Source organism: Dactylosporangium fulvum, from assembly GCF_025137375.1.
In the GTDB taxonomy this organism is placed as follows: domain Bacteria; phylum Actinomycetota; class Actinomycetes; order Mycobacteriales; family Micromonosporaceae; genus Dactylosporangium; species Dactylosporangium fulvum.
This window is the reverse complement of sequence record NZ_CP073720.1, coordinates 5,127,696-5,151,401: the sequence shown is the minus strand read 5'-3', so window position 1 is coordinate 5,151,401 and position 23,706 is coordinate 5,127,696. Positions and strand designations below refer to the sequence as shown.

Annotated in this window: 21 protein-coding genes; 11 read left to right on the top strand and 10 right to left on the bottom strand. The window is 73.2% G+C overall.

Features of this window, described 5'->3' with window-relative positions; translation table 11 throughout:
• The first annotated feature begins 203 nt into the window (after positions 1-203).
• Positions 204-431: a hypothetical protein gene (locus Dfulv_RS24215; protein ID WP_259867102.1), complete on the top strand. Its 228-nt coding sequence runs from the start codon at positions 204-206 to the stop codon at positions 429-431.
• A 2-nt stretch (positions 432-433) separates the two neighbouring features.
• Positions 434-922 carry a flavin reductase family protein gene (locus Dfulv_RS24210; RefSeq protein ID WP_259867100.1) on the top strand — a complete coding sequence of 163 codons (489 nt, stop codon included), beginning with the start codon at positions 434-436 and terminating at the stop codon, positions 920-922.
• On the opposite strand, the gene Dfulv_RS24205 is transcribed toward Dfulv_RS24210, so the two are convergent.
• The gene (locus Dfulv_RS24205; RefSeq protein WP_259867098.1) at positions 919-2,223 is read right to left on the bottom strand and encodes a M20/M25/M40 family metallo-hydrolase; all 1,305 of its coding nucleotides are present in this window, start codon (positions 2,221-2,223) and stop codon (positions 919-921) included. The genes Dfulv_RS24210 and Dfulv_RS24205 overlap by 4 nt on opposite strands.
• Before the next feature lie 277 nt (positions 2,224-2,500).
• Between Dfulv_RS24205 and Dfulv_RS24200 the strand changes: the two genes are divergently transcribed.
• Positions 2,501-3,133 (top strand): hypothetical protein, encoded by a 633-nt coding sequence (locus tag Dfulv_RS24200; RefSeq protein ID WP_259867096.1) that lies wholly within the window; start codon positions 2,501-2,503, stop codon positions 3,131-3,133.
• A 6-nt stretch (positions 3,134-3,139) separates the two neighbouring features.
• Here Dfulv_RS24200 and Dfulv_RS24195 read toward each other — a convergent pair whose 3' ends face one another.
• From Dfulv_RS24195 to Dfulv_RS24180, 4 genes are read right to left on the bottom strand one after another with little or no spacing between them, the layout of a single operon-like run.
• Positions 3,140-5,050 (bottom strand): S8 family serine peptidase, encoded by a 1,911-nt coding sequence (locus Dfulv_RS24195; protein WP_259867094.1) that lies wholly within the window; start codon positions 5,048-5,050, stop codon positions 3,140-3,142.
• A complete protein-coding gene (locus tag Dfulv_RS24190) occupies positions 5,047-5,883 on the bottom strand; it encodes a hypothetical protein (RefSeq protein WP_259867092.1) in 837 nt (278 codons plus the stop codon). The genes Dfulv_RS24195 and Dfulv_RS24190 overlap by 4 nt, the downstream gene beginning before the upstream one ends.
• Positions 5,884-5,897: 14 nt before the next feature.
• Positions 5,898-6,257 carry a hypothetical protein gene (locus Dfulv_RS24185; RefSeq protein WP_259867090.1) on the bottom strand — a complete coding sequence of 120 codons (360 nt, stop codon included), beginning with the start codon at positions 6,255-6,257 and terminating at the stop codon, positions 5,898-5,900.
• A 6-nt stretch (positions 6,258-6,263) separates the two neighbouring features.
• The gene (locus Dfulv_RS24180) at positions 6,264-6,824 is read right to left on the bottom strand and encodes a hypothetical protein (RefSeq protein ID WP_259867089.1); all 561 of its coding nucleotides are present in this window, start codon (positions 6,822-6,824) and stop codon (positions 6,264-6,266) included.
• An 87-nt stretch (positions 6,825-6,911) separates the two neighbouring features.
• Here Dfulv_RS24180 and Dfulv_RS24175 point away from each other — a divergent pair, with 87 nt between their 5' ends.
• Positions 6,912-8,075 (top strand): serine hydrolase domain-containing protein, encoded by a 1,164-nt coding sequence (locus Dfulv_RS24175; RefSeq protein ID WP_259867087.1) that lies wholly within the window; start codon positions 6,912-6,914, stop codon positions 8,073-8,075.
• Here Dfulv_RS24175 and Dfulv_RS24170 read toward each other — a convergent pair whose 3' ends face one another.
• The gene (locus tag Dfulv_RS24170) at positions 8,076-9,098 is read right to left on the bottom strand and encodes an EcsC family protein (RefSeq protein ID WP_319805823.1); all 1,023 of its coding nucleotides are present in this window, start codon (positions 9,096-9,098) and stop codon (positions 8,076-8,078) included. It lies immediately after the preceding gene.
• A gap of 78 nt (positions 9,099-9,176) precedes the next feature.
• Between Dfulv_RS24170 and Dfulv_RS24165 the strand changes: the two genes are divergently transcribed.
• From Dfulv_RS24165 to Dfulv_RS24140, 4 genes are all read left to right on the top strand, one after another.
• Positions 9,177-9,989 carry an SAM-dependent methyltransferase gene (locus Dfulv_RS24165; RefSeq protein ID WP_259867085.1) on the top strand — a complete coding sequence of 271 codons (813 nt, stop codon included), beginning with the start codon at positions 9,177-9,179 and terminating at the stop codon, positions 9,987-9,989.
• 34 nt (positions 9,990-10,023) lie between these two features.
• On the top strand, positions 10,024-11,754 hold the full coding sequence (locus Dfulv_RS24160) for a putative bifunctional diguanylate cyclase/phosphodiesterase (RefSeq protein WP_259867083.1): 1,731 nt from the start codon (positions 10,024-10,026) through the stop codon (positions 11,752-11,754).
• Positions 11,755-12,412: 658 nt separating this feature from the next.
• Positions 12,413-14,638 carry a glycoside hydrolase family 18 chitinase gene (locus tag Dfulv_RS24145; protein WP_264675844.1) on the top strand — a complete coding sequence of 742 codons (2,226 nt, stop codon included), beginning with the start codon at positions 12,413-12,415 and terminating at the stop codon, positions 14,636-14,638.
• A 277-nt stretch (positions 14,639-14,915) separates the two neighbouring features.
• A complete protein-coding gene (locus tag Dfulv_RS24140; RefSeq protein ID WP_259867081.1) occupies positions 14,916-15,710 on the top strand; it encodes an SAM-dependent methyltransferase in 795 nt (264 codons plus the stop codon).
• 618 nt (positions 15,711-16,328) lie between these two features.
• On the opposite strand, the gene Dfulv_RS24135 is transcribed toward Dfulv_RS24140, so the two are convergent.
• Entirely contained in the window at positions 16,329-17,282 is a 954-nt protein-coding gene (locus tag Dfulv_RS24135) for a hypothetical protein (protein ID WP_259867077.1), read from the bottom strand.
• 310 nt (positions 17,283-17,592) lie between these two features.
• On the opposite strand from Dfulv_RS24135, the gene Dfulv_RS24130 reads away from it, so the two are divergent.
• Positions 17,593-18,270, top strand: coding sequence for an adenylate kinase (locus Dfulv_RS24130; RefSeq protein WP_259867075.1), 678 nt, complete (start codon positions 17,593-17,595; stop codon positions 18,268-18,270).
• Between the two features lie 42 nt (positions 18,271-18,312).
• Here Dfulv_RS24130 and Dfulv_RS24125 read toward each other — a convergent pair whose 3' ends face one another.
• The gene (locus tag Dfulv_RS24125; protein WP_259867073.1) at positions 18,313-19,554 is read right to left on the bottom strand and encodes a glutamate-cysteine ligase family protein; all 1,242 of its coding nucleotides are present in this window, start codon (positions 19,552-19,554) and stop codon (positions 18,313-18,315) included.
• Positions 19,555-19,700: 146 nt separating this feature from the next.
• A complete protein-coding gene (locus Dfulv_RS24120; RefSeq protein ID WP_259867071.1) occupies positions 19,701-20,792 on the bottom strand; it encodes an FAD-dependent monooxygenase in 1,092 nt (363 codons plus the stop codon).
• A 90-nt stretch (positions 20,793-20,882) separates the two neighbouring features.
• Here Dfulv_RS24120 and Dfulv_RS24115 point away from each other — a divergent pair, with 90 nt between their 5' ends.
• Positions 20,883-21,815, top strand: coding sequence for a GntR family transcriptional regulator (locus tag Dfulv_RS24115; RefSeq protein ID WP_259867068.1), 933 nt, complete (start codon positions 20,883-20,885; stop codon positions 21,813-21,815).
• Here Dfulv_RS24115 and Dfulv_RS24110 read toward each other — a convergent pair.
• The gene (locus Dfulv_RS24110) at positions 21,713-22,705 is read right to left on the bottom strand and encodes an EamA family transporter (RefSeq protein ID WP_259867066.1); all 993 of its coding nucleotides are present in this window, start codon (positions 22,703-22,705) and stop codon (positions 21,713-21,715) included. The genes Dfulv_RS24115 and Dfulv_RS24110 overlap by 103 nt on opposite strands.
• Positions 22,706-22,774: 69 nt before the next feature.
• Between Dfulv_RS24110 and Dfulv_RS24105 the strand changes: the two genes are divergently transcribed.
• Complete coding sequence (locus Dfulv_RS24105) at positions 22,775-23,659, top strand: LysR family transcriptional regulator (RefSeq protein ID WP_259867064.1); 885 nt, start codon at positions 22,775-22,777, stop codon at positions 23,657-23,659.
• The last annotated feature ends 47 nt before the right edge of the window (positions 23,660-23,706 follow it).

Below are 23,706 nucleotides of genomic sequence, written 5' to 3'. Positions count from 1 at the left end.
CGCCGGCCGCCACCCGACGGCGAGCCCGGCGAGCACCCGGAACCCTGCTTCCCACCGCGGCTGCCGGGCGTTCACGAGCGGCGTGTGGTCCGCGGCCGCCCCGCCGCGGACCACACCAACCACCACCCGAGTGGTCGCGGTCGCCCGTGCCGACCCGCAAATGAATCCTATCGGAGTAGTAGGAAAACTGATAGACTGATTTCGTGAACGGCCATGCGTACCAGTCCCGGCGGATCGTGCCGCAGCTCGTCCTGACACGGGTGTTCAACCGGATCGTCCGGGTCACGCACCGGCTCGTCGGGTTCGGCGCCGAAGGACCACCCGAGCCGCTGCCCTGGGCGGAGCTCGCGACGGAGCGCACGCTGCGCCGCATCGCCCGCCAGGCCGAGGCGCAGTTCGACCCGGTGGCGGAAGGCAGGCCAGCGAGATGAGCATGGGCGCGGTGCTGCACCCCACCGAGCTGCGCCGGGTCTTCGGCGCGTTCCCGACCGGCGTCACGGCCATCGCCGCGTTCGTCGACGGCACACCCGCCGGACTCGCCGCCAGCTCGTTCACGTCGGTGTCGCTCGACCCGCCGCTCGTGTCCGTCTGCGTCGCCAAGACCTCGACCACCTGGCCGGTCCTGCGCCGCGCCGGCCGGCTCGGGGTCAGCGTGCTCGGCGCGCACCAGGAGCATCTCGGCCGCCAGCTGAGCGCCCGCGGCGGCGACCGCTTCGCCGGCGCGACGTGGCGGGCCAGCAACAACGGCGAGATCCTGCTCGACGGCGCCTGCGCCTGGCTCGACTGCAGCATCGAGAGCGAGATCCCGGCCGGTGACCACGACATCGTCCTGCTGCGCGTCCACGACCTCGACGCCGACCGCGCCGTTGCCCCGCTGGTGTTCCACCAGAGCACCTTCGGCCGGCTCCAGCAGGCCGCCTAGCAGCCGCGGAGGAACCGGTCGAGGACCCGCGCGCCGAACTCCAGGCCGTCCACCGGCACCCGCTCGTCGACACCGTGGAACAACGCGGTGAAGTCCAGGTCCGGGGGCAGCCGCAGCGGGGCGAAGCCGAAGTGCCGGATGCCGAGCAGCTGGAAGGACTTGGCATCGGTACCGGCCGAGAGCATGTACGGCAACACCCGCGCCCCCGGATCCTCGGCCGAGATCGCCGCGGCCATGGCGTCGACCAGGTGCCCGTCGAAGGTCGTCTGCACGGGCGGCAGGGTGTCCCACTCCTGCTCGACGTCGGGGCCGAGCACCTCGGCGAGCGTGCGTTCGAACGCCTCCTCCCGCCCGGGCAGCATCCGGCCGTCGACCGTCGCCTCGGCCACGGCCGGCACCACGTTGGCCTTGTACCCGGCGTGGAACATCGTCACGTTCGCCGTGTCGCGCAACGACGCGCCGATCATCCGCGCGAGTGAGCCGAGCCGCGCGACGGCCGCCTCGGGGTCGTCCTCGTCGAACGGCACCCCGGTCAGCTCGGCGACCCCCTGCAGGAACTCCCGCACCGGCTCGGTGAGCACCACCGGGAACCGGTGCGCGTCGAGCCGGGCCACGGCGGCGGCGAGCTTCGCCACGGCGTTGTCGGTGTGGATCATCGAGCCGTGCCCGGCCGCGCCGCGGACCTTCAGCCGCAGCCACATCACGCCCTTCTCGGCGGTCTCCACGAGGTACGCTCGGACGCCGTCACGCACCGTCAGCGAGAACCCGCCGACCTCGCTCACCGCCTCCGTCACGCCCTCGAACAGCTCCGGCCGGTGCTCGACGAGCCAGCGGGCACCCTGGAAGCCGCCGGCCTCCTCGTCGGCGACGAAGGCGAAGACGATGTCCCGTGGCGGCACCACGCCGTCACGCTTGAACCGCCGCGCCACCGCGAGGCTCATCGCCACCATGTGTTTCATGTCGATCGCGCCGCGGCCCCAGACGTACCCGTCGCGGACCTCGCCGGAGAAGGGGTGCACGGTCCACCCGTCGGGGTCGGCCGGCACCACGTCGAGGTGGCCGTGCACCAGCAGGGCACCGCGGCCGGGGTCGGCACCGGGCAGCCGGACGACGACGTTGCCGCGGCCCTTGCCGCCGGACTCGACGTAGATCGGGTCGTAGCCGGCGTCGGTGAGCCGCTCCGCCACGTATTCGGCGGCGGCCCGCTCCCCCACGCACGTCGCCGGGTCGTCGGTGTTCGTGGTGTCGATCCGGATCAGCTCGCTCGTGAACCTGACGACCTCGTCCGCCGCGGATGTCATCGCACGACGGTAGCCGGGCGCCGGCGCACGATCGCACTCCGCCCCGCGGACGCCGGCTCCGGCCACGCCACGACGTCGTATCGGATTTGGGCGGCAGGCGCCGGCGCACCGCGGTCCGCCCCTCCGCCTCCGGCGTCTCGGGGGTGCGACGTGTTCCGGCTGTCGGCGGCGAGCGGCGGATTCACAGGGTATTGGCAGATCCACGGGATTGCGGTGCCAGGTTGTGACCGCACCGTCGGCAGGAGAACGACCACAGGACGTACCGAAGGGGACATCCATGACCGAGGACGCAACATACGGTGCCGGGCCGGCACCCTCGGCGCCGCCGGCCACCGCGCCCGGTGACGGCGGGCCGGGCGGCTCGAGGCACTCGAAGCTCAAGGTCGCCATCGTGGCGGCCGTCTCGGGCGTGATCGTGGTCGGTGGCGGGGTGGCCGTCGCAAACGCCGCGAGCACCAGCGGGGCCGTCGCCCAGCAGGGACCGGGCCACGGCGGCGACGGGCCGGGCGGCCGGGGCGGCCGTGTCGAACGCGGCGGCGTCAAAGGGGCGCTGCACGGCGACTTCGTGGTCAAGGACGGCAGCGGCAAGTACGTCACGCAGCGCCTCCAGTCGGGCGCCGTGACCGCGGTGAGCTCGACGTCGATCACGGCGAAGAGCGAGGACGGCCACAGCACCACGTTCACCGTCGGCACGGACACGAAGGTGAACCACGGCTCGAGCACGATCGGTGACGTCAAGGTGGGCGACACGGTCACCGTGGTCGGCGTCGTGTCCGGCGACACCGCGACCGCCACGTCGATCGTCGACGCGGCCCTGCGCACGCACAAGGACGGCGACCCGGACAAGGGCCCGGGCAAGGGCGGCGGCCGCGGCCCGCGGGGCTCCGCCTCCCCGTCACCGAGCAAATGACAGCGGTCACACCCGGCGCCGCCGGCGGGCCAGCACGACCGTGACCGCGGCGGCGGCGACCAGGAGCGCCGCCGCCGTCGCCACGGCCGGGAGCGGCCCGTCCTCGGACGGCAACACCGCGTCCGGGTGGACCGGGCCCGGGTCGCCGATCGGGTTGCGGTCCGTGGCCGGCACGTCGGCGGTGACCGCCTCGAACGGGTCGACGATGCGCGGCCGCACCGCGGACGCGGGACTCGCGGTCCGCAGCAGGCGGTTGAGCACGCCGGCGACGTCGAGATCCGGCCGGGCGGCGCGGATCAGCGCGGCCACCGCGGCGACGTAACCGGCGGCGGCGGTGTCCGGTTCCACCGCTCCGGTGTACCCGCCCTGACCGGCGGCCGCGACCAGCATGGGCTCGCCGGGTGCCACCAGGTCGGCGGCGGCGGCGCGGCGTTCGCCCGTGCCGTCGACGGCGCCGACGGTGAGCACCCCGGACAGGTCGGGGTTCTCCGGATGGGCCGGCCGCACGACGACAGCACCGCGCCGCACCGCGCCGGCCACCGCCTCCACGGAACCCTGGTCGAGGGGACCGCCCGGGATGAGCATGACCCGGACGCCCCGGCCGGTCAGCCAGCGCACGGCCGGCCCGGTCAGCTCGTCCGCCCCGCCGATCCCGCCGACGGCGACGACCTCGGCCTCCGGCGCGACGCCGAGCAGGCCGGTCCCGCCCTTGGCGACCATGACGGACACGACGCCGGTGTGGCCCGAGGCGTCGACGGCCAGGGCGTCACGGACGGGGCCGGGTGGCGCGTCGGTGCGCACGTCGCCGCCCTTTCCGTCGTACCAGGCCGGGGACGACACCTGACCCTGGAGATCGGGGTGGCCGGCGTCGACGCCGTTGCCGACGAAACCGATGGTGACGCCGGCGCCACGCGTCACCCGCTGGGTCTGTGGCACACGCAACGCGTCGAGATACCACTGCTGGTCGCGGGCCGGTCCGCCGTCCTGCGCGACGGCGGCGGGCAGGACGGGCAGCGTCGCGGTGAGCGCGGTGACCGGGTCGACCAGGCCCCAGCCCACTTGTGGGTTGTGCTGAACGGGGCCGAGGGCCGTCACATGGAGCCGGCGGATCACGTCGGGCCCGCTCGCGTCCGGATACTTCGCGCGGACCAGCGCGGCGACGCCCGCGACGACGGCCGGGGCGAGGTCGGTGCCGGCGGACGTGAGGTGTCCGTCGCCGGAGGCGAGCCTCGCCACGCTGACGAGGTTGTCGCCGGGCGCCGCCAGGTCGAGGTCGAGGCCGGTCTGGCTGTTGGCGACCGGCCTGCGGTCCCGGTCGGTGGCGACGACGGACACGACACCGGGCAGCGCGGCGACGGTGGGCAGCACCGGCCACGCCAGGCCGGCCGGCGCGACGACGACCGCACCGGCCGCGACGGCCGCCCGGACGGCGCGGCGGAGGTCGCCGGTGACCTCGGTGTTCGGATCGGGCAGGGCGATGACGCCGGCCCTCGCGGCGACGGCGGCGTCGATCCCCCGGGCGACGGCCGCCGGGTCGCGCTCCTTCGTGCCGGCGCCGACCCGGACCGGCAGGACCTTCGCGCGGGGCGCGATGCCGAGCAGCCCGGTCCCGCCGTCACCCCGGGCGGCGATCAGCCCGGCGGCGTGGGTGCTGCGGTGGCCGCCGGAGGTGCTCTTCACCGTGGCCACGTCGACCGCCGGCAGCAGCGCGCCCTTGAGGTCCCGGTGGTCGTCGACGCCGTCGCCGAGCAGCGCCACGGTGACGCCGTCGCCCCGGCTGAGCCTGTGCGCCTCGGCGAGGCGCAGCAGCTCGACGTGCCACGCCTCGCCGGGCCGGGCGACGTCGGCCCGCGCCGGCGCCACGGCGATGCCGCTCACGGCGAGCACGGCCGCGAGGACGAACACCGGGCGCCTCATGCGTTGACCACCGACTGGGGCCAGCGACCGCCGCCGATCTCGCTGTGGTCGGCGATCTCGACGGCGAGCCTCTGGACGCTCCCGACGACCTCGGCGAGGCGCTCGGCGAGGTGCGCGGAGTAGCCGATGAGCTCGCCGACCACGGTGCCGACGAGCTCGGCGAAGTCCTGCAGCGACGCCGGGAACTGGGTGACCACACCCGCCGCGGTGGCACTGCCCTCCAGGCAGGTCGTGGCCAGGCCCTCGGCGACCCGGGCGACCCGGTCGGCCAGCCTGGCCATGTAGCCGGTGTTGGCCGCGGCGACCTCCACCAGCCAGCCGCTCGTGGTCCTGGCCTTGCCGATCGACTGGTTGAGCGCGTCGAGCTGCTCGCGGGCGACGCCGAGATACGCCGACCTGGCCGGGCCGTCCCAGTACGCGAGGTTCTTGCCGGGCGGGTCGAGGTCGGCGGCGATGTCGGAGACCGGGGTGACGACCACGGGCAGATACCGCAGGCCGGTGTCCATCAGCGACAGCACCGGCAGCGAGCGGGAGAACGCGGACTCGGCGCGCCCGAGGACCTCGTCGACCTGCCGGCGGACCGAGTCGAGCAGTTCCCGGATGCGCCGCAGCGCGTCTTTGGCGTCGTCGGTCACCCACTCGACGAACGAGTCCCACCAACTGTTGCCGCCGAGCCAGCGCTCGACGACGTGGATGCCGTCGTCGACCCGTCTCGCGAGCAGCTCCCACTCGGCACGGACGTCGGCGACGCCCCGCTCGACGGCCGAGACGGCCAGGCGGAACACGCCGAGGGTCGCCTCGGCGTGTTGCTGGTTCGGGTCCGGGAATGTCATGGTCTCGATCCGGGTCAGGCGTGCCAGAGCGCGTCGAGATCGATCACGCTATGGTCGTCGGCGTCCTCGTACCAGTCGGCGCAACTGCGCAGCACGGCCGCGATCTCGTGGAACTCGGTGGTCGCGTCGGTGAACAGCGTGGTGAGGTGGGCGCGCATGGTCTCGTAGACGCGGGACTGGTCGGCGGAGCCCACGGCGCCGGAGACGTCGGCGACCGCGAACCCGGACGGCGGGATGCCCAGGCCGGCCATCCCGGCGCGGACCCCGTCCATCCGGTCGCCGAAGTCGTCCCACTTCGCCGCCTCGGCACGGATCGCCGCGGTGGCGGCCCGGATCGCCGGTGCGGAGTAGTAGTCGTAGCCGTTGTCACCCATCGACGGTCACCTCCGGGCGGTGCCGGCGAGCACGGAGCGCAGCTCACCGGTCAGCCGGTCGGCGCCGGACGCGGGCAGTGCGGCGGGATCGATCCACACCTCGGTCACGTCGCCGCGGTCGAGGCGGAGCCGGACGAGGCCCGACGGGCCGGTGACGGTGTCCGGCACCGGCTCGGCGCGCGCGGGACGGCTGCGCTCCAGGCGATCGAGCCGGCGGTGGGCGTCCGCGACGCGACGGCGGTCGTCCCCGGCCGGCGGCTGCTCGACGGCGGGCGGCTGCTCGACGGCGGCCGGCTGCTCGGCGGCCGGCGGTGCGGCAGGAGCCTGCCGGCCGTGGCGGGCGCGGACGATCGCGGCGACGGCGGCCTTCGAGCGGGCGTCGGCGAGCGCCTCGACCACCGCGCGGCCGAGCCCGGCCGTGCCCACGCGCCCGGCACAGCCGCCTGCGAGATGGATGTCGATGAATCTGCCGATAGGGTCGACAACGGCGGAGACCATGCCGGCCGGATCACGCCCGTCGATGCGGTCCGGTCCGGAACCCAGCTCCCCCAACAAGAATTCGTGCATGCGCGCACCGTCGAACTGTCCCACCGGTCCCCCTCCGATGTGCCGTCTGCGTGCCGGCCGCCGCACATAGTACCTAGGGTGGACGACATGGACGAACTGCGAAGAGCCCTCGCGACACGGGTGGACGACGGAGAGTTACCGGGCCTGGTGTACGCCGTCGCGACCGCCGGCGGCGCGATCCGCGTCGATGCGATCGGCGTCAAGGAGTTCGGCGGCGGCGAGCCGATGCGGCGGGAGACGGTGTTCCGCATCGCGTCGGTCACCAAGCCGATGCTCGCCGCGGTCACGATGATGCTCGTCGAGGACGGCGCGCTCGCGCTCGCGGAGCCGGTCGACCGGCTGCTGCCCGAGCTGGCCGACCGGCGGGTGCTGCGCCGTCCCGACGGACCGCTGGACGACACCGAGCCGGCCGCGCGGCCGATCACGGTCGAGGACGTGCTCACCTTCCGGATGGGCCACGGGATCCTGCTCGACCCGGCGGCGGACCCGCCGGTCAACCCGCCGTACCCGGTCGTGCGGGCCGCACAGGAGCTGCGGCTGACGCTGGCCGAGCCGGACCCGCGCACCCCGCACGGCGTCGACGAGTGGACGAAGCTGTTCGGCACGCTACCGTTGCTGCACCAGCCGGGGACGCACTGGACGTACAACTCCAGCGCCCTCGTCCTCGGTGTGCTGGTCGCCCGCGCGGCGGGGCGCCCGCTCGAGACGGTCATGCGGGAGCGGCTCTTCGGCCCGCTGGGCATGACCAAGACCGGTTTCTCGCTGCCGCCCGAGCTGGCGAACGGCCTGCCGGCGTACTACCTCGGCGGCGAGCGGCAGGAGGTCTCCCGGCCCGACGAGTGGGCCCGGCCGCCGGCGTTCCCGTCGGGTGCGGGCGGGCTGGCGTCCACTGTGGACGACGTGCTGACGTTCGGCCGGTTCCTGCTCGCCGGTGGTGTCCACAACGGGACGCGGCTGCTGCGGGCGGAGTCGGTGGCGCGCATGACGACGAACCACCTGACGCCGGAGCAGATCGCGGGCGGCGGGATGCTGCTCGGCGGCCATGGCTGGGGCTACGGGACGTCGGTCACCGTCGAGCCCGACGAGGTGTCGCCGCCCGGGCGGTACGGCTGGGACGGCGGCTACGGCACGTCGTGGTGCAACGATCCGGACTCCGGCCGGGTCTGCGTCCTGCTGACCCAGGTGTCCGACGTGCTGTGGAACGGCACCGTCACCGAGTTTCAGCGGCTCGCGGTCCGGGCCGCGGTGTAGCTACCGCGGTTCGGACGGCGGCGGCCCGGCATACCCCGGCGGCGCGGCCGGGAGCTCGAGCGTCGCCGGGTGCCCCGCGTGGCCGCCGGGGTGCCCCGGGGACGGCGCGACGGGCCCGCCGGCATGTCCGGGCGGCGCCGTGGCCGCGCCGACGTGTCCGGGCGGCGCCGTGGGCGCACCCGGATAACCGGCCGGAGCGGCGGCCGCACCCGGGTGTCCGACCGGCGCGGTAGCCGGATACGCGTGTCCGGCGGGCCCGATGGCCGGATACGCGTGCCCGGCAGGCGCGACGGCCGGATACGCGTATCCGGGCGGCGCGGCGGGCAGGGCGTGCGGGAACGGCGGCCCGGCCGGGCGGCGGTACAGCGCGATCGCCCGGCCACCCAGCGCCTTCGTCGCGTTGCCGTTGGCGACGCCGCCCAGGATGATCGCCGCGCCCGGCACGACCTTCGCCAGCATCTTCTTCGCGGCCCGGACGCCCGCCATCTGCGCGAGCTTCAGGCCGAGCTTGACCATGACCCGACCGACGGTCGGACGATCCTCCGGCACGAGCGCGCCGATGTTCTCCCGGCCCTTGGCCACGGCGAGGGCGGTGCGCGCGGTCTGCGCATACTTGTGCACGTTCTGGAGCACCAGCAGGTCGGCGGCCCGGTCCGGGTGCGCGGGGTCGATGCCGTAGTTCGCGGCCAGCATGAGCACCATCCGCGCCTGCGTCCAGGCCAGGACACCGATGTCGAGCACCGCGCCGGCGATCGGGACGGCGCCGGAGACGGCACCGGAGAGGCGGGACTGGTTGACGTAGCGGTACACGATCATGTCGGCGAGCGCGTCCGCCGGCGCGCCCGGGTTCTGACCCTTGAGCTTCTCCAACTCGCGCACCATCTTCGGGCCGAGCCGGGTCACCGCCTCCAGGGCGAGGTGCTCGGGTGCATACTCCGGGTCGGCCTTCATCTTCTGCCACAGACCGCTGGGTGGCCCGTCGTCGCTGTCGGGACGGTCGGGCGCTGCGGTCTGCTCGGTCACACGACCACGATAGGAGACGACCGCAAGACGACGGTAGGCTGACCCGTCACCTACCCACAGCGACGGATGGGGAGAGTCGTGAGTCTGCCGGACTGGGCACCCGACGGGGTGGACACCACGGTGCCGAACGCAGCAAGGGTGTACGACTACGCGCTGGGCGGTTACCACAACTTCGCCGTCGACCGCGAGTTCGCGGAGCAGGCGATGAAGGCATGGCCGGGCATCGGCCGGGTCGCGTATGCCAACCGCGCCTACCTCGGCCGGGCCGTGGAGTGGCTCGTCGACGCGGGCGTGCGGCAGTTCCTCGACATCGGCTCGGGCATTCCGACGCTCGGCAACGTCCACGAGGTCGCGCAGGCGCTCACGCCCGAGGCGCGGGTGATGTACGTCGACATCGACGAGGTCGCCGTCACGCACAGCCAGGCGATCCTCGCCGGCAACACCCGGGCCGCCGCCGTCCAGGGCGACCTGCGCCGGCCGCAGGGGATCCTGGCCGACCCGCGGGTCCAGGAGCTGCTCGATTTCGGCCAGCCGGTGGCGGTGCTGCTCGTCGCGGTCCTGCACTTCGTCGCCGACGAGGACGACCCGGCCGGGATCGTCCGCGAGCTGAGCGACGCGCTCGTCGGGGGCAGCTACGTCGCCGTCTCGCACTTCACCCGCACCACCGGTCTCGACCAGGAACAGGACCAGGTCACGAAGTTGTACGACCAGACGCCGACCTCGGTGCGCGCGAGGACCCCGCAGCAGGTGGCCACGATCCTCGGCGGCCTCGAGCTGGTCGAGCCGGGCGTGGTCCCGGCGACCGCGTGGCACCCCGACCCCGAGGAGGAGCGCGAGCCGGAGCAGGCCGCGGTCCTTGCCGCGATGGGTTACAAACCGGCACGAAGCTAGCGCGAGGCGCCGACATAGGGACATACTCCACTCCATGCGTGAGCCGTCGGCGCGAACGAGCGCCGAGCAAGAGCCACCGGCCAGGGCGTTCGCCCGCGCCTGGGCACACAACCTGCACGAGGTCTGCTTCGTGCCGCGGCGGCTGAGCCGCACGATCCCGCTGCTGGAGGACCTGAGCCTCCAACTCGCGGCGGCACTGGGCGGCGACCGGCCCGATCCCGCAGCCGGTCACCGCGCCGGCACCGCGATGGTCGAGGCGCAGCTGTGGTCGCCGGCCGCGCTGCGGGTCAGCGTCGAGCTGATCCACGGCCGGCTGCGCGACGACCTCGGTGTCGGCCATCCCGACGCCGCGGCGCGCACCGGGCCGCTGCTCGGCGCCTTCACGGAGGCGTTCACCGAGGCGGTCCGCGCGATCGCGCTCACCGAGACCGACGACGTGCGCCGCCACGAGCGCGCCCAGGCCCACCGGGCGGTCCGCCGGGCCGAGCACGAGCGGCAGCACGCGCTGCTGCACGACCAGATCTCCGGCCTGCCGAACCGGCACGCGCTGCTGGAGCACCTCGGCGCGCTGCTCGCCGCCGCTCCACGGCCCGGGCGGCTGGGCGTGTGCGTGCTCAACCTCGTGCAGTTCGCCGAGCTCACCGACGCTCTCGGCATGGAGCAGGGCGACGCGTTGCTGCGCGAGGTCGGGCTGCGCATACGCGACCTCACCGTCGCCGAGGGCCTCTACGCCGCACACCTCGGCGGCGACGAGTTCGTCCTGGTCCGGCCGGACACCCGCGGTATCGACGACGTGATCAAGATGTTCGGTCTGGCACGGGAGGCGCTGGCGTACCCCTGGCGCCCGGCGACGCACCCGATCCAGCTCGACGCGAAGGCGGGCCTGCTGGAGCGCCGCACCGCGGGCGCCTCGCCCGGTGAGGTCCTGCGGACCGCCAAGATGGCGCTGACCTGGGCCAAGGGCGATCCGGTGACGTCGTATGCGGTCTTCGAGCAGCGCCGGCACGACGCCGACCAGCGGCGGCACGCCCTCTCCCGCGACCTGCCGGCGGCGCTCGATCGCGGGGAGGTCCACCTCGCGTACCAGCCGATCGTGCGGCTCGGCGACCGCCGTGTCGTGGCGGTCGAGGCGCTGGCCCGGTGGGACCATCCGGAGCACGGCACGGTGGGCCCGGCGGAGTTCATCCCCCTCGCCGAGCGGATCGGGCTGCTCAACCGGATGATCGACAGCCAGCTGCGCGCCGCGGCGTCGCACGCCCGCTCGTGGCAGCGGCCCGGCCGCCCGGTCCGCCTGCACCTCAACCTGTCGACGGCCCAACTGTCCGACCCGGCACTGCCCGCGATCATCGGCGCCGCCCTCGACGCGACGGGCCTTCCGCCGGGATTGCTGACGTTCGAGGTGACGGAACAGGCGGTCACCGATCCGCAGCCCGGCACGGCGACGCTGGCCGCGGTCGCCGCCCTGGGCGCCGGGTTCGCGGTCGACGACTTCGGGGCGGGATACTCGAACTTCGCGCGGTTGCACGAGGTGAGCCGCGCGGCGGTGACCACGCTGAAGATCGACCGCAGCCTGCTGGCGAGCCCCGACGTCATGCTGTCCACGCTGGTCGACCTGGCGCACGGCCTCGGCCTGGAAGCGGTGGCCGAGGGCGTGGAGACCCAAGAGCAGGCGACGCGCGTGCAAACGCTCGACTGCGACGCGGCGCAGGGCCACTTCTTCGGCCCACCGATGCCGCCGGAACCCTTGCGAGGCCTGTTCGCATAGGCCCGGCCCAGCGCGGCCCGCGCGCCGACCCTCGGCCGTCGCTCCGTGCCCCCGGCTTACACCGCCGGCCCGAGGCGCGCCGTCATCCCGGGCCGTGCCCCGTTAGCGACGCGCGGCCTCTCTGGGCCGCGCCGCTGGCGACTCGCGCCGCCGACCTGACCCACGCCGCCATCCCCGGGCCGCACCGCTGACCGTCGCTTGCGCCGCCGTCTCCCGGTTCGGGCCACTCGCCGGGCGCACTTCGCATCCACGGACTCGCGCCACCCGCCCGGCGCGGGCTCGCACCCCATGATCCAGGGAAACTTCGTGCTGCCCCGACGACGAGAAGTTTCCCATGATCATGGCCGCACCAGACGACCCGAGGCATCAGAGCCGAGAAACTCCTGGATTGTCCGATATACCGACAACCGCATGGCCCACGTTCGGCGTCGCCCGGCTTGCGCGTCGTTGATCGTGGAGTGCTGTGGTCGCCATGGCAGCCACAGCACTCCACGATCAACGGCTCACCCACATGAGCCGTCGAAGCCGAAGACGTAGATCGGCACCGCGATCATGCGCGGCCACAGCCGGTACCGACACATCGACGTTCTTGACTTTGTGACGAACCCGCGCGGAACTAATAGGAAACTTTCTGCTCCTTGCCGCGACGGCCGTCGGCGTGCCCGGCACCGCCCACGCCGCACCGGCCGGCCTCACGGCCGCGTTCTCCGCCACGAACTACGGCTCCTACTGGGTCGACAAGTACGTCGTCAGCAACCCCACCGGCACCCCGATCACCGGCTGGACGCTGGAGTTCGACGTGCCGCCCGGCCTCACCATCGGCACCGGCTACAACGGGACCGTCACCCGCATCGGCAACCACGTCACGGTCGTCAACGCCCACTACAACGGGACCGTGGCCGCCGGGGGCAACACCGAACCGTACAGCTTCTGGTTCATCGCCACCGGCACCATCACCGAGCCGCTGAACTGCCGCATCAACGGCAACAAGTGCGACGGCAGCGCCGACCGCGCGCCGAACCCGCCCACCGGCCTGGCCGTCGCCGGGCGCACCACCCGGACCGTCTCGCTGCGCTGGACCGCCGCCACCGCAACGGACTTCCCGATCGCCGGCTACGACGTCTTCCAGGGCGGTGCGCTGAAGACGTCGACCACCGAGCCCGCCGCCACCGTCACCGGCCTGACGCCGAACACGGCATATACGTTCACCGTCCGCGCCAGGGACACTCGCGGCAACGTCTCCGCCGACAGTACCCCGATCGGCGCCACAACACTCGATCCGGCCGACGACACCACGGCGCCGCCCGCGCCCGGCAACCTCCGGTCGACCGCGAAGACCTCGACCAGCGTGACCCTGGCCTGGAACGCGGTGACCGACCCGAGCGGGATCGCCGGCTACGACGTGTACCGCGGGACGGAACTCGCGGCGAGTGCCACCGGGACGAGCGCGACTGTCACCGGGCTGTCACCACTGACTCCGTACAGTTTCACCGTCAAGGCGCGCGACGGATACGACAACACGTCGGCGGCGAGCGCCCCGGTGACGGTCACGACCGACGACGTGGTCGGGAGCGGCGAATACGCAAAGGTGGGTTACTTCGTGCAGTGGGGCATCTACGGTCGCCAGTATTTCGTGAAAAACCTCGACACGTCGGGCGCCGCGGCGAAGCTCACCCACCTCAACTACGCCTTCGCCAACCTCGATCCGGTCAACCTGACCTGTCTGCAGGGCGTCACGCGGGGCACGACGCAGAATCCGCAGGATCCCGATCAGGGCACGGGCGCCGGCGACGCGGACGCCGACTACGGCCGGCCGTTCAGCGCCGCGCAGTCGGTCGACGGGGTCGCCGACACCGGCTGGGAGACGCTGCGGGGCAACTACAACCAGCTGCGGAAGCTGAAGGCGAAATACCCGGACCTGAAGGTGCTCATCTCGATCGGCGGCTGGACCTATTCGAAGTTCTTCGCCGACGCGGCGGCGACCCCGGCGTCGCGGGAGAAGTTCGTGCGGTCGTGCATCGACGTGTACATCAAGGGCAACCTGCCGGCCTACAACGGCGCCGGCGGGCCCGGCTCGGCGGCCGGCATCTTCGACGGCATCGACCTCGACTGGGAGTGGCCTGGCGCGGAGGGTCACCCGGGCAACCACTGGGGACCGCAGGACAAAGCGAACAACACCGCGCTGCTGGCGGAGTTCCGCCGCCAGCTCGACGCGCTCGGGACGCCGCAGGGCAAGCGGCACCTGCTGACCGCGTTCACGCCGGCCGACCCGGCGAAGATCGCCGCCGGTTGGGACATCACCCGGGCCGACGGCACGCCGAGCGTGTTCGACTCGCTGGACTTCGCCAACGTGCAGGGGTATGACTTCCACGGCGCGGGCAGTGACAACTCGTGGGAGCCGAACCGCACCGGCCACCAGGGCAACCTGTTCGACGACCCGCAGGACCCCTATTCGTTCACGTTCAGCGTCGAGCGGGCGGTGCGGGCGTACACCGACGCCGGGGTGAACCCGCGGCAGCTCACCGTCGGGTTCGCGTTCTACGGCCGGGGCTGGCAGGGTGTCGCGGCCGGCGGCGTCAACGGCGAGTGGCAGACCGCGACGGGCGCGGCACCCGGGCAGTTCGCCGAGGAGGCCGGCACGCGGGGTTACGCCAACCTCGTGGCCACGGTGCCCGGCTGCACGGTGTACCACGACACGCAGTCGGTGGCGACCTACTGCTACACGGGTGCGAACGGGCAGTGGTGGACCTTCGACGACGCCTGGTCGATCGCGCAGAAGACCGCCTGGGTCAAGCAGCGTAACCTGCTCGGCGGCATGATCTGGGAGATGTCCGGCGACACCGCCTCGGGGAGCTTGATGACCGCACTCGACAACGGCCTGTAGCGGCGCCCGATGAGGCTCTGCGCGTCGGCGGCCGATCCCTGGCGGCGTTCCAGACGTTGGCGGGGCAGCAGGCGAAATGCCCGGCCACGACGCGCAGAGCCCGTCCCGGACGAGACCGTGGACGGGGCAGCGGACGGGGCGGCGGACGGGGCGGCGACGCTCGGCCACAGCCGGCCGGGTGGTAACGGTTCCGCCGGTCAATCGATCACCTGCGGACGGCGACCGGCGCGCCGGGCCTATGCTGTGTCGCATCAACCCCACTGGTCCAAGGATGGACATGGCAACCAACGACGAGATCGCGAAGCTCGACACCACCGTTGCGCACTCGGCCCGGCTGTGGAACTACCTGCTGGGCGGCAAGGACAACTTCGCCGCGGACCGTGAGGCCGCCGAGCAGGTGCTCGCCTTCATGCCGGAACTGGTCCAGTCGGCCCGGTTCAATCGCCAGTTCCTCGGCCGTGCCGTGCGGCACCTCGCCGGGGAGGCCAAGATACGCCAGTTCCTCGACATCGGCACCGGGCTGCCGACCGCCGACAACACGCACGAGGTCGCGCAGGCGGTCGCGCCCGACTCACGGATCGTCTACGTCGACAACGACCCGATGGTGCTGGTGCACGCCCGGGCGCTGCTGACCAGCCGGCCGGAGGGTGCCACCGACTACATCGACGCCGACATCCGGGACACCGGCAAGATCCTCGCGGCAGCGGCCGAGACGCTCGACTTCAGCCAGCCGGTCGCGATCATGCTGCTGGGCATCGTCAACTTCGTCGTCGACGACGAGGAGGCCGCCCGGATCGTGCGGACGCTGGTCGACGCCGTGCCGTCGGGCAGCTACCTGGTCATCTCGCACCCGACGCGGGAGGTCAACCCGGAGGCGGTCGACCGCGCGGTGCAGATGTGGAACGCGGGCGGTGCCGCCCCGATGGCCGTCCGCACGCCGCAGGAGATCGAGTCGTACTTCGCAGGGCTCGACCTGCTGGATCCGGGCGTCGTCACCGTCTCCCACTGGCGGCCGGACGGCAACGACGAGACCCCCGCCTCGGAGTACTGCGGCGTGGCCCGAAAGCCATAAGGCTAACGATCATCGATCAACGGGCAGATCCGGTCGGCGCCCCGCCGGGCCGGTCGCCGGTCGGACTCGTGATCGCGGAGGCTCGGCGATGCCGCGTGGGCTCCGGCCGGCTGCGGTTCATGATCGCGATACGTTCGCGATCACGAGAGCGGGCGGCCACAGTTTCATGATCGCGGAGCGTTTGTGTAGCCAGGAAGCCTGTTGCGTAATTCGCTGGGACAGCGTTGGCGGCCCAACTACGCGCCGATCTTGGAGTTGTGGCGCCATGAACCTCCGAATTTGTCCGGGTTTGTCAAGGACCACAACTCCAAGATCGGCGCGGTTGTCGGGGTTGACGCGCGAGGGATCCGAATTGCGCAACAGGCTCCAGGGGTGCACCAAGTCTTCGTGATCATGAAACGCGACCCCCTTGGTCCTGTGCGCTTCCGCCACGGTGCTTGGCCATGATTGCGGCAAGTTCGCGATCATGTGTGCGGAACTGTGCGGACCGTGCGGAACCGTGCGGAGCGCAACGGTCGACGTCGGTCGCCGCTGCGGCGGACCTGACCGAGAACGTCGGCCTTGATCGAAACCCGCGGCCAGGGCCACGTGCCCGGGGCAGCCATCGATCAAGCCTGACTAGAACTTCGGGATCACGGCGGCGAGCGCGCTCACCACGAAGGGGCTGACGATCACCAGTCCGGTGCGTAGCTCGCCGAACGTGGTCTGGTCGATGCCGAGCAACTTCTCCAGCTTGGCCCGGTCGTCGGCGGCGGACACCAGCTGGGACAGGTCCACCGCCGACAGCGGGAAGTACCGGTCGACGAAGAGGGCGCTGCGGCGGCGCAGCGTCGTGGACGCCGGCACGTACATGACGCCGACGACGAAGCTCGCCACCGCGCCGGAGAACAGCACCGCGACCTTCGGCAGGTCGGCGCCCCAGCCGGTGGCGGCGCCGTTGACCAGCGTCACGAGCAGGACCAGCAGGCCGAGCTGGTTGAGCAGCCGCGAGACGAGCCGGCGCAGGCTGAGCAGCGTGTTGAGCTGCTCGCCGGGCGTGCCGGCGAGCGGCCGCCGGGCGACGCGGTGTACCGCCCCGAGGGTGGCCGCCGAGGGCAGGGCGCCGCAGATCGCGATCGCCGACAACGCCACGCCGCGACCGGTCAGGCCCTGCTCGCCGAGCACGTACGGGGTGGCGGCGACCAGGCCGACGGCGACCGCGACCGACGCGAGAACCAGGTGCAGCACCTGGTAGAGGCGGACCCGGTGCACGGTGCCGAGATCCCGCCAGCGAGCGGCGCCGAAGCCGAACGCCTCGCCGCTGGCGGCGCCGAGCACCGCGGCGAGGACCGCGAACAGCACCCAGCGGGGCTCGCCCTGGTGGCCGGGGCTGGTCCATGCGACGAAGGTGCCGAGCACGGCACCGAGGAGCATCGCGAGCAGCCGCAACTCGCCGGCGACGGTCTGCTCGGCATCCGCGACCGCGGGCGAGACGGCGTCCGCCACCACAGGCGAGACGCCATCCGCCACCGCGGGCGACACCATGCCCGCGACCACGGGCGCGACGGCATCCGCCACCACAGGCGACACCATGCCCGCCACCACAGGCGATACGCCATCCGCCACCGCGGGCGACACCATGCCCGCGACCACGGGCGAGACGCCATCCGCCACCACAGGCGACACCGCGTCCGGGGACTGGACATTGACCGGGGTTGTCACGAGCCGAAAAGCTACCAGGCCCGGGTGACGCGCGGCGTCCGTGTGCCAGCAGGCCGTACTCCCGCTGCCGGACGCCGTGAAAGCACGTTGTGGCAACCGGCGGGCCGGCGTATCGACCCGGTCGCGATACCTTGGTCCTCTGGCTTCGACGAGCCGGCAGCGAGGCACGAGGAGGATGCCGATGCGTGTACTGATGGTCGCGCCGCCTGGTGCTGGCAAGGGGACACAGAGCGCGTTGATCGCCAGGCACTTCGGTATTCCCCATCTGGCCATCGGTGCCAAGCTCCGCGACAACGTCGCCCGCGGCACCGAACTCGGCCACCTCGTCCGGGGGTATCTCGACCGCGGCGACCTGGTGCCCGACGAGATCGTGATGGGGATCCTGCGGGAGGGACTGGCCGCGGCGAAGGCGGCCGGCACGGGCTACGTGCTCGACGGGATCCCCCGGACGCTCGAGCAGGCCAAGGCGGCGTACCGGATCGCCGAGGAGCTCGACATGACCGTCAACGTCGCGCTGCACCTCAAGGCCGACGACGAGGAGGTCACGAAGCGGCTGCTGGAGCGGGCCTCCCGGGAGCACCGCTCCGACGACAACGCGGTGGTCATCCGCCAGCGCCTGGACCTGTACCGCCGGGCGACGACGCCGATCCTGGCGTGGTACGGGCAGCGCGGCATCCTCGTGTCGGTCGACGCCATGCGCCCGGTCGAGCAGGTGGGCCGCGAGATCCTCGCCGCGCTCGATGCGATGGCCCCGCTGGTCGACCATGTGCCCGAGGACATGCGCCGCTCGGTCGACCTCAGCGACCTCGGCGTCTGGCTCGACCGCTACCACCACGACAACGGCCCGCCGGCCGGCTGAGGACGACGGGCGATCAGGCCGGCGCCCGCGGGGTCGCCACCGTTATGGGCGGTGCAGGTGCGGCCATGCGCGGCGGAACCGGTCCTCGACCACGGCCGCCACCTCGTCGCGCAGCGGCTCGGGCAACCCGTCCCGGCCGAGGGTGCGCAGCGCGAGCTCCAGCACGGCGGGCGCGACGGCCGCGATGACGGCGTCGGTCAGGCCGTAGCGGGCGGCCTCGAGCCAGCGGTCGGCCGCGGGCGCGCACAGGTCCCGCGCGGCGTCGACCGTCGACCCGTCCGCGAGCAGTGCGGACAGGATCGCGACCGGGGCGAACCAGTCGCCGCCGGGCTGGGCGTCGAGATATCGGACCTGCAGGTGACCGCGAGGGCGGACCAGAGGAAACAGGGTGCCGAGGTGGTGGTCGAGGTCGTCGTACGTCGGGCGGCCGGGCAGTGCGCCGGCGATCCAGTCGGCGAACGTGACACCCGGCCGGACGGTCCAGCTGCCCGTCGGGCGGCGCACGCAGAGCAGCGGTGCCCGCAGCGCGTACCGCGCCCAGGCGGCGGCCGGGTCGGAGCCGGTCGGCACGGTGCCGGCCCGGGCCGGGTCGATGCCGTACCAGGCGCGCATGCGGGTGGACGCCCAGCCGGTGTCACGGCCGGCGTGGGCCGGGGAGTTCGCGAAGACGGCGAGGAGCGTAGGGCCCAGCTCGTGCACGGCCGCCCAGCGGTCGGCGAGCCCGGCCGCGGGGCCGGCGTCGAGGTTGGGCCGCAGTCCGGCGGTGCTGCACATCATGGTGCGACCGTCGCTGCTGCGGCGGGCGAACGACACGGCCATCGCGTGGTAGCGGCGGGAGGACAGCACCCGCCGGGGGGCGCGGTGCGGGTCGATGCCGGTGCCGGCGGTGTGGAGGCCGCCGCGCTCGAGGAGGCCGGTGAGCTCGGCGAGCTCGGCGCCGGCGGTGGCGTGGAGCCCGGCGAGGGTGGGCTGCGGCCGGGCGGCGAGGGTGATCTGGCCGCCGGGTCCGGCGGTGAGGCGGCCACCGTGGCGCAGTGCCCGGTGGGGGCCGGCCGGGTCGAGGGCGGCCGGGGTGTGGCCGCCGAGGGCGGCGGCGAGCGCCGCGGTGTCGAGCGGCCGGGTGGGGTGGTCGGGGGTGTGGACGATGTGCTCGATCTCGACGCCGGTCGACGCGGGCGGGCCCGTCTTGAAGCAGATCGACGCGATGTAACCCTCCGCGTCCTCGATCCGCCGTATCGCGGCGCCCGTATCGACGACCGGCGCTCGGTGGGCTGCGGTCCTCATGGAACGGATGCTACCCGCGGCCGAGGCCGATTGGCACTGCCTGTACATCCGGCGCCACACTGGGTAGAATACCTACCCTTCCGATAGGAAAGCGGACCGTTGCCGACCGCCGGGCCAGGCCCGGGTGTTCGCGGCCGGATCGCGGCTCAGAGGGAGATCGCGTCCTTGGCCCCGTCCATGGACGCCTCCGGGGCCGGTCCGTCGGCGTTCTTCGTGGCCAGGGCCTGGTTGCGGGTGACGAACGGGCGCATCCGCTCCTCGTAACGGGTGAGTGCGGTCACGTGGTCGCCGGCGGCGAGCTCGGCGGCGAGGACATATGCGCCGACGAGCGCGAGGCTGGTGCCCTGCCCCGACAGCGGCGAGGGGCAGTAGCCGGCGTCGCCGACGAGCGTGACCCGGCCCCGCGACCACGTGGGCAGGTGCACCTGCGCCATCGCGTCGAAGTAGAAGTCGGGGGCCTGCCACATCGCCTTGAGCAGCCGCGGGATCTCCCAGCCGAGGCCGGCGGCGCGCTCGGCGACGAGGCTTCGCTGGGCGTCGAGGTCGCGGCGGTCGAACCGCAGCAGCGCCGACCGGAAGCCGACGTTGACCCGCAGCTCGGTGTTGTCGCGGGCGGGGTAGACGCCGGCGCCGGCGGTGTCGTTGCGGACCCAGACCTGCCAGTTGTCGAGGCCGAGCACGTTGTCGGCGGAGAACACGGCGAGGTACGTGTCGAGGTGGCGCACGAACTGCGACTCGTCGCCGAAGGTGCGGCGCCGGACCTCGGAGTGCAGGCCGTCGGCGCCGACGACGAGGTCGAACCGCTCGGCGCCGCCGCCGGCGAACCGCACGTCGACCCCGTCCGGGTCCTGCCGCAGCCCGGTGATCTCGTCGCCGTAACGATACTCGACGCCGGCGGTCCGCTCGGCGAGCAGCCCGGTGAGGTCCTCGCGGAGCACCTCGAGGTCGGGGCTGTCGAAGCGGCCACTGCTCGGCGCGTACTCGGTCGAGCGCCACAGCTCGGTGCCGTCACCGTCCACCATGGACGATCCGCGCATCCGGGTGCGGACCGCGCGCAGCGGCTCCAGCAGTCCCATCCGCTCGACGACGGTGAGGGCGGCGCCGCGCACGTCGATCGCCTGGCCGCTGGTGCGCGGCGCGGGGGCCCGCTCGACGACGGTCGGGGTCGCGCCGTGATGACGCAGCCAGTAAGCCAGGGCCGGGCCGGCGACGCTCGCGCCGGAGATCAGAACCTTCATGGGATTCCCCCTCGTGGATGTACTTCGTACGCCCTGAATGTACGTCGTACATACAGGCTCTGACAAGGAAAAATGTGTACTATGACAGGCATGCCTGTGCTAGCACAGTACGAACGCATCGCCGCCGATATCCGCGCCCGGATCGCCGACGGCCGGCTCGCCCCGGGCGACCGGCTGCCGTCGACGCGGCAGCTCGCGAAGGACTGGGACGTCGCCCTCGCCACCGCCACGAAGGCGCTCACGGCACTGCGCCAGCAGGGTGTGGTCGTGTCCCGCCCGCGGGTCGGCACGGTCGTCGCGGCCGGCCACCACCGGCCGGAGCAGGCCGAGGCGCTGCTCTCCCGGGAGCACATCGTGCGGGCCGCGATCGAGATCGCCGACGCCGAGGGGATCGACGCGCTGTCCATGCGCGGCGTCGCGGCCCGGCTCGGCGTGGCCACCATGTCGACCTACCGGCACGTGACGAGCAAGGACCAGCTCGTCATGCTCATGGCCGACGCCGCGTTCGGCGAGGAGGTCGACGCCGCGCCGCACCGGCCCGCGAGCTGGCGCGACGTCCTGGCCCGCACCGCCCGCACGATGTGGGCGCTCTACCGGCGGCACCCCTGGCTCGCCCACGTGACCCCGCTGACCCGCCCGCTCCCCCTGCCCAACCTGGTCGTTCACGGCGAGCGGATGCTGGAGGCGTTCGAGGGCTTCGGCCTGGACCCCGTCGCGCTGCAGGACCTCCAGGTCCTGGTCTACAGCCACGTGCAGGGCCTCGCCGTGCACCTGGAGGGTGAGGCGCGGGCGCAGGCCGCCACCGGGCTCGACGAGGAGGAGTGGCTGGCCGCCAACGGCGCCGCGTTCGCCGGGCTGGCCGCCGGCGGCCGGTATCCGCGCTTCGCCCGCCTCATGGCGGCGTTCGCCGAGACCGGCGGCTACGACCTCGACCTGGACGCGATCTTCGAGCTGAGCCTGCGGGTCCTGCTGGACGGGCTGGCGGCGATGCTGGCGGCGCCGTCGGCCGTCCGGCGCCCCTGAGCCGTGCCCGTGCGCACGGCGCCGGCGCTCGCGGCCACCACCAGTACGATCGCGATCACCTCCAGCATGGTCAGCGCCTGGCGCAGGATGGCAAAGCCGGCCAGCGCCGCGATCGCCGGCCCCAGGCTCATGAGCACCGAGAAGGTGCCGGTCGGCAGGCGGCGCAGGGCGGACAGCTCGAGCGTGTAGGGCAGCGCCGAGGACAGCACCGCCACCGCCGCGCCGAGCGCGAGCGCGACCGGGTCGAGCAGCGCGGTGCCCGCCTGCGCCACCCCGACCGGGAGCGCGACCAGCGCGGCGACCCCCATCGAGAGCGCCAGCCCGTCCCGTTTCGGGAACCGGCTGCCGATGCGGGCGCTGAGGACGATGTACCCCGCCCAGGCCGCGCCGGCGGCGAACGCGCATCCGACCGCGACCGGGTCGAGCCGGCCGGCGGTGAGCCCGCCGCTGCCGAGCAGCACCACGCCGGCCAGCGCCAGCAGCGCCCACAACCAGCTGCCGCGCCGCCGTCCCGCGAGCACCGACAGCGCCAGCGGGCCGAGCACCTCCAGCGTCACGACCGGACCTATCGGCATACGCTCGATCGCCTCGTAGAACAGCAGGTTCATCCCGGCGAGGGCGACCCCGAAGCCGCCGACCAGCGCCCAGTCCCGGGCCCCGTGGCCACGCAGTGCCGGCCTGAACACGGCCAGCATCAGCACCGCGGCGATCACCAGCCGGAGCGTCACCACACCGCTGGGGCCGGCCAGCGGGAACAGCATCGTCGCGACCGCGGCGCCGCAGTGGATCGACGACTGGCTGCCGAGGACGAGCCAGACGCCGCCGCGGCGGGGTTCGCGGGCGATGTCACGCGGGGCGTCGACGGTTCCGGCGGTCAGGACATCGGCCATGATCCCGACGCTATGCACGGCCCGGACGTCCCGGAAATGCCGGTTCGGCAGTGGTTATGCTCTGTAGGCATGACCATCGACGTGCGACACCTGCGGGGCTTCCTCGCCATCGCCGAGGAGGGCAACCTGACGCGGGCCGCCGCCCGGCTGCACATCACCCAGCCCGCGCTGTCGCGGACCCTCCAGCAGCTCGAGGCACACCTCGGCGGGCGGCTGGTCGACCGCTCCACCCACCACCTCGTGCTGACCCCGGCCGGGCACGCGTTCCGGCGGCGCGCGGCCGCCGCGGTGGCCGCCGTCGACCACGCCCTCGACCCGGCCCAGTCACGGGAGTGGCCGGTGCGGCTGGGGCACGCGTGGTCGGCGCTCGGCGCGCACACGACAACGCTACTGCGCCGCTGGAAGCAGCGACATCCGGAGACGCACCTCGAGCTGCTGCGGGTCGATGACCGCACGGCCGGCCTGGCCGCCGGCCTCGTCGACGCCGCGGTGATCCGCAGCCCGATCGTCGCTCCGGGCGTACGGTCGGAGCGGCTGACGGCGGAACCGCGCATGGCGGCCCTCGCCGACAACAACCCGCTCGCGGGCCGCGCCTCGCTGACCCTCGCCGACCTGGCGACGCAGCCCCTCGCGCTCAACACGGTGACCGGCAGCACGACCCTCGCGCTGTGGCCCACCGGCGGCGCGCCGACGCAGGTGCTCACGGTGAAGAACACCGACGACTGGCTGGCCGTCATCACGGCCGGTGACGCGGTCGGCGTGACGGTCTCGGCGACCGCGGCGGTCCACCCCAATCCGTCGGTGCGGTACGTGCCGCTCACCGACGCCCCGGCCGTGGACGTCCATCTGGCCTGGCGCGAGCCGGTGAGCCACCCCGCGGTGCCGGCCCTGCGGCGGCTCGCCCGCGACGTGGTCGACGGCGCCGCCCCTCCCCCGAACGGGTTACCTGCCTGACGTACCGACCGGATGCGGCCGTCACGCTCCGTACCGTCGACCGTGGA

Coding starts and splice junctions, on each gene's coding strand:
- Dfulv_RS24135 (WP_259867077.1), bottom strand. CDS start 17,282: ATGGTGTCGCCTGTGGTGGCGGATGCCGTCGCGCCCGTGGTCGCGGGC.
- Dfulv_RS24115 (WP_259867068.1), top strand. CDS start 20,883: ATGCCTGTGCTAGCACAGTACGAACGCATCGCCGCCGATATCCGCGCC.
- Dfulv_RS24185 (WP_259867090.1), bottom strand. CDS start 6,257: ATGGGTGACAACGGCTACGACTACTACTCCGCACCGGCGATCCGGGCC.
- Dfulv_RS24130 (WP_259867075.1), top strand. CDS start 17,593: ATGCGTGTACTGATGGTCGCGCCGCCTGGTGCTGGCAAGGGGACACAG.
- Dfulv_RS24180 (WP_259867089.1), bottom strand. CDS start 6,824: ATGCACGAATTCTTGTTGGGGGAGCTGGGTTCCGGACCGGACCGCATC.
- Dfulv_RS24160 (WP_259867083.1), top strand. CDS start 10,024: ATGCGTGAGCCGTCGGCGCGAACGAGCGCCGAGCAAGAGCCACCGGCC.
- Dfulv_RS24200 (WP_259867096.1), top strand. CDS start 2,501: ATGACCGAGGACGCAACATACGGTGCCGGGCCGGCACCCTCGGCGCCG.
- Dfulv_RS24210 (WP_259867100.1), top strand. CDS start 434: ATGGGCGCGGTGCTGCACCCCACCGAGCTGCGCCGGGTCTTCGGCGCG.
- Dfulv_RS24205 (WP_259867098.1), bottom strand. CDS start 2,223: ATGACATCCGCGGCGGACGAGGTCGTCAGGTTCACGAGCGAGCTGATC.
- Dfulv_RS24175 (WP_259867087.1), top strand. CDS start 6,912: ATGGACGAACTGCGAAGAGCCCTCGCGACACGGGTGGACGACGGAGAG.
- Dfulv_RS24125 (WP_259867073.1), bottom strand. CDS start 19,554: ATGAGGACCGCAGCCCACCGAGCGCCGGTCGTCGATACGGGCGCCGCG.
- Dfulv_RS24190 (WP_259867092.1), bottom strand. CDS start 5,883: ATGACATTCCCGGACCCGAACCAGCAACACGCCGAGGCGACCCTCGGC.
- Dfulv_RS24140 (WP_259867081.1), top strand. CDS start 14,916: ATGGCAACCAACGACGAGATCGCGAAGCTCGACACCACCGTTGCGCAC.
- Dfulv_RS24110 (WP_259867066.1), bottom strand. CDS start 22,705: ATGGCCGATGTCCTGACCGCCGGAACCGTCGACGCCCCGCGTGACATC.
- Dfulv_RS24195 (WP_259867094.1), bottom strand. CDS start 5,050: ATGAGGCGCCCGGTGTTCGTCCTCGCGGCCGTGCTCGCCGTGAGCGGC.
- Dfulv_RS24105 (WP_259867064.1), top strand. CDS start 22,775: ATGACCATCGACGTGCGACACCTGCGGGGCTTCCTCGCCATCGCCGAG.
- Dfulv_RS24120 (WP_259867071.1), bottom strand. CDS start 20,792: ATGAAGGTTCTGATCTCCGGCGCGAGCGTCGCCGGCCCGGCCCTGGCT.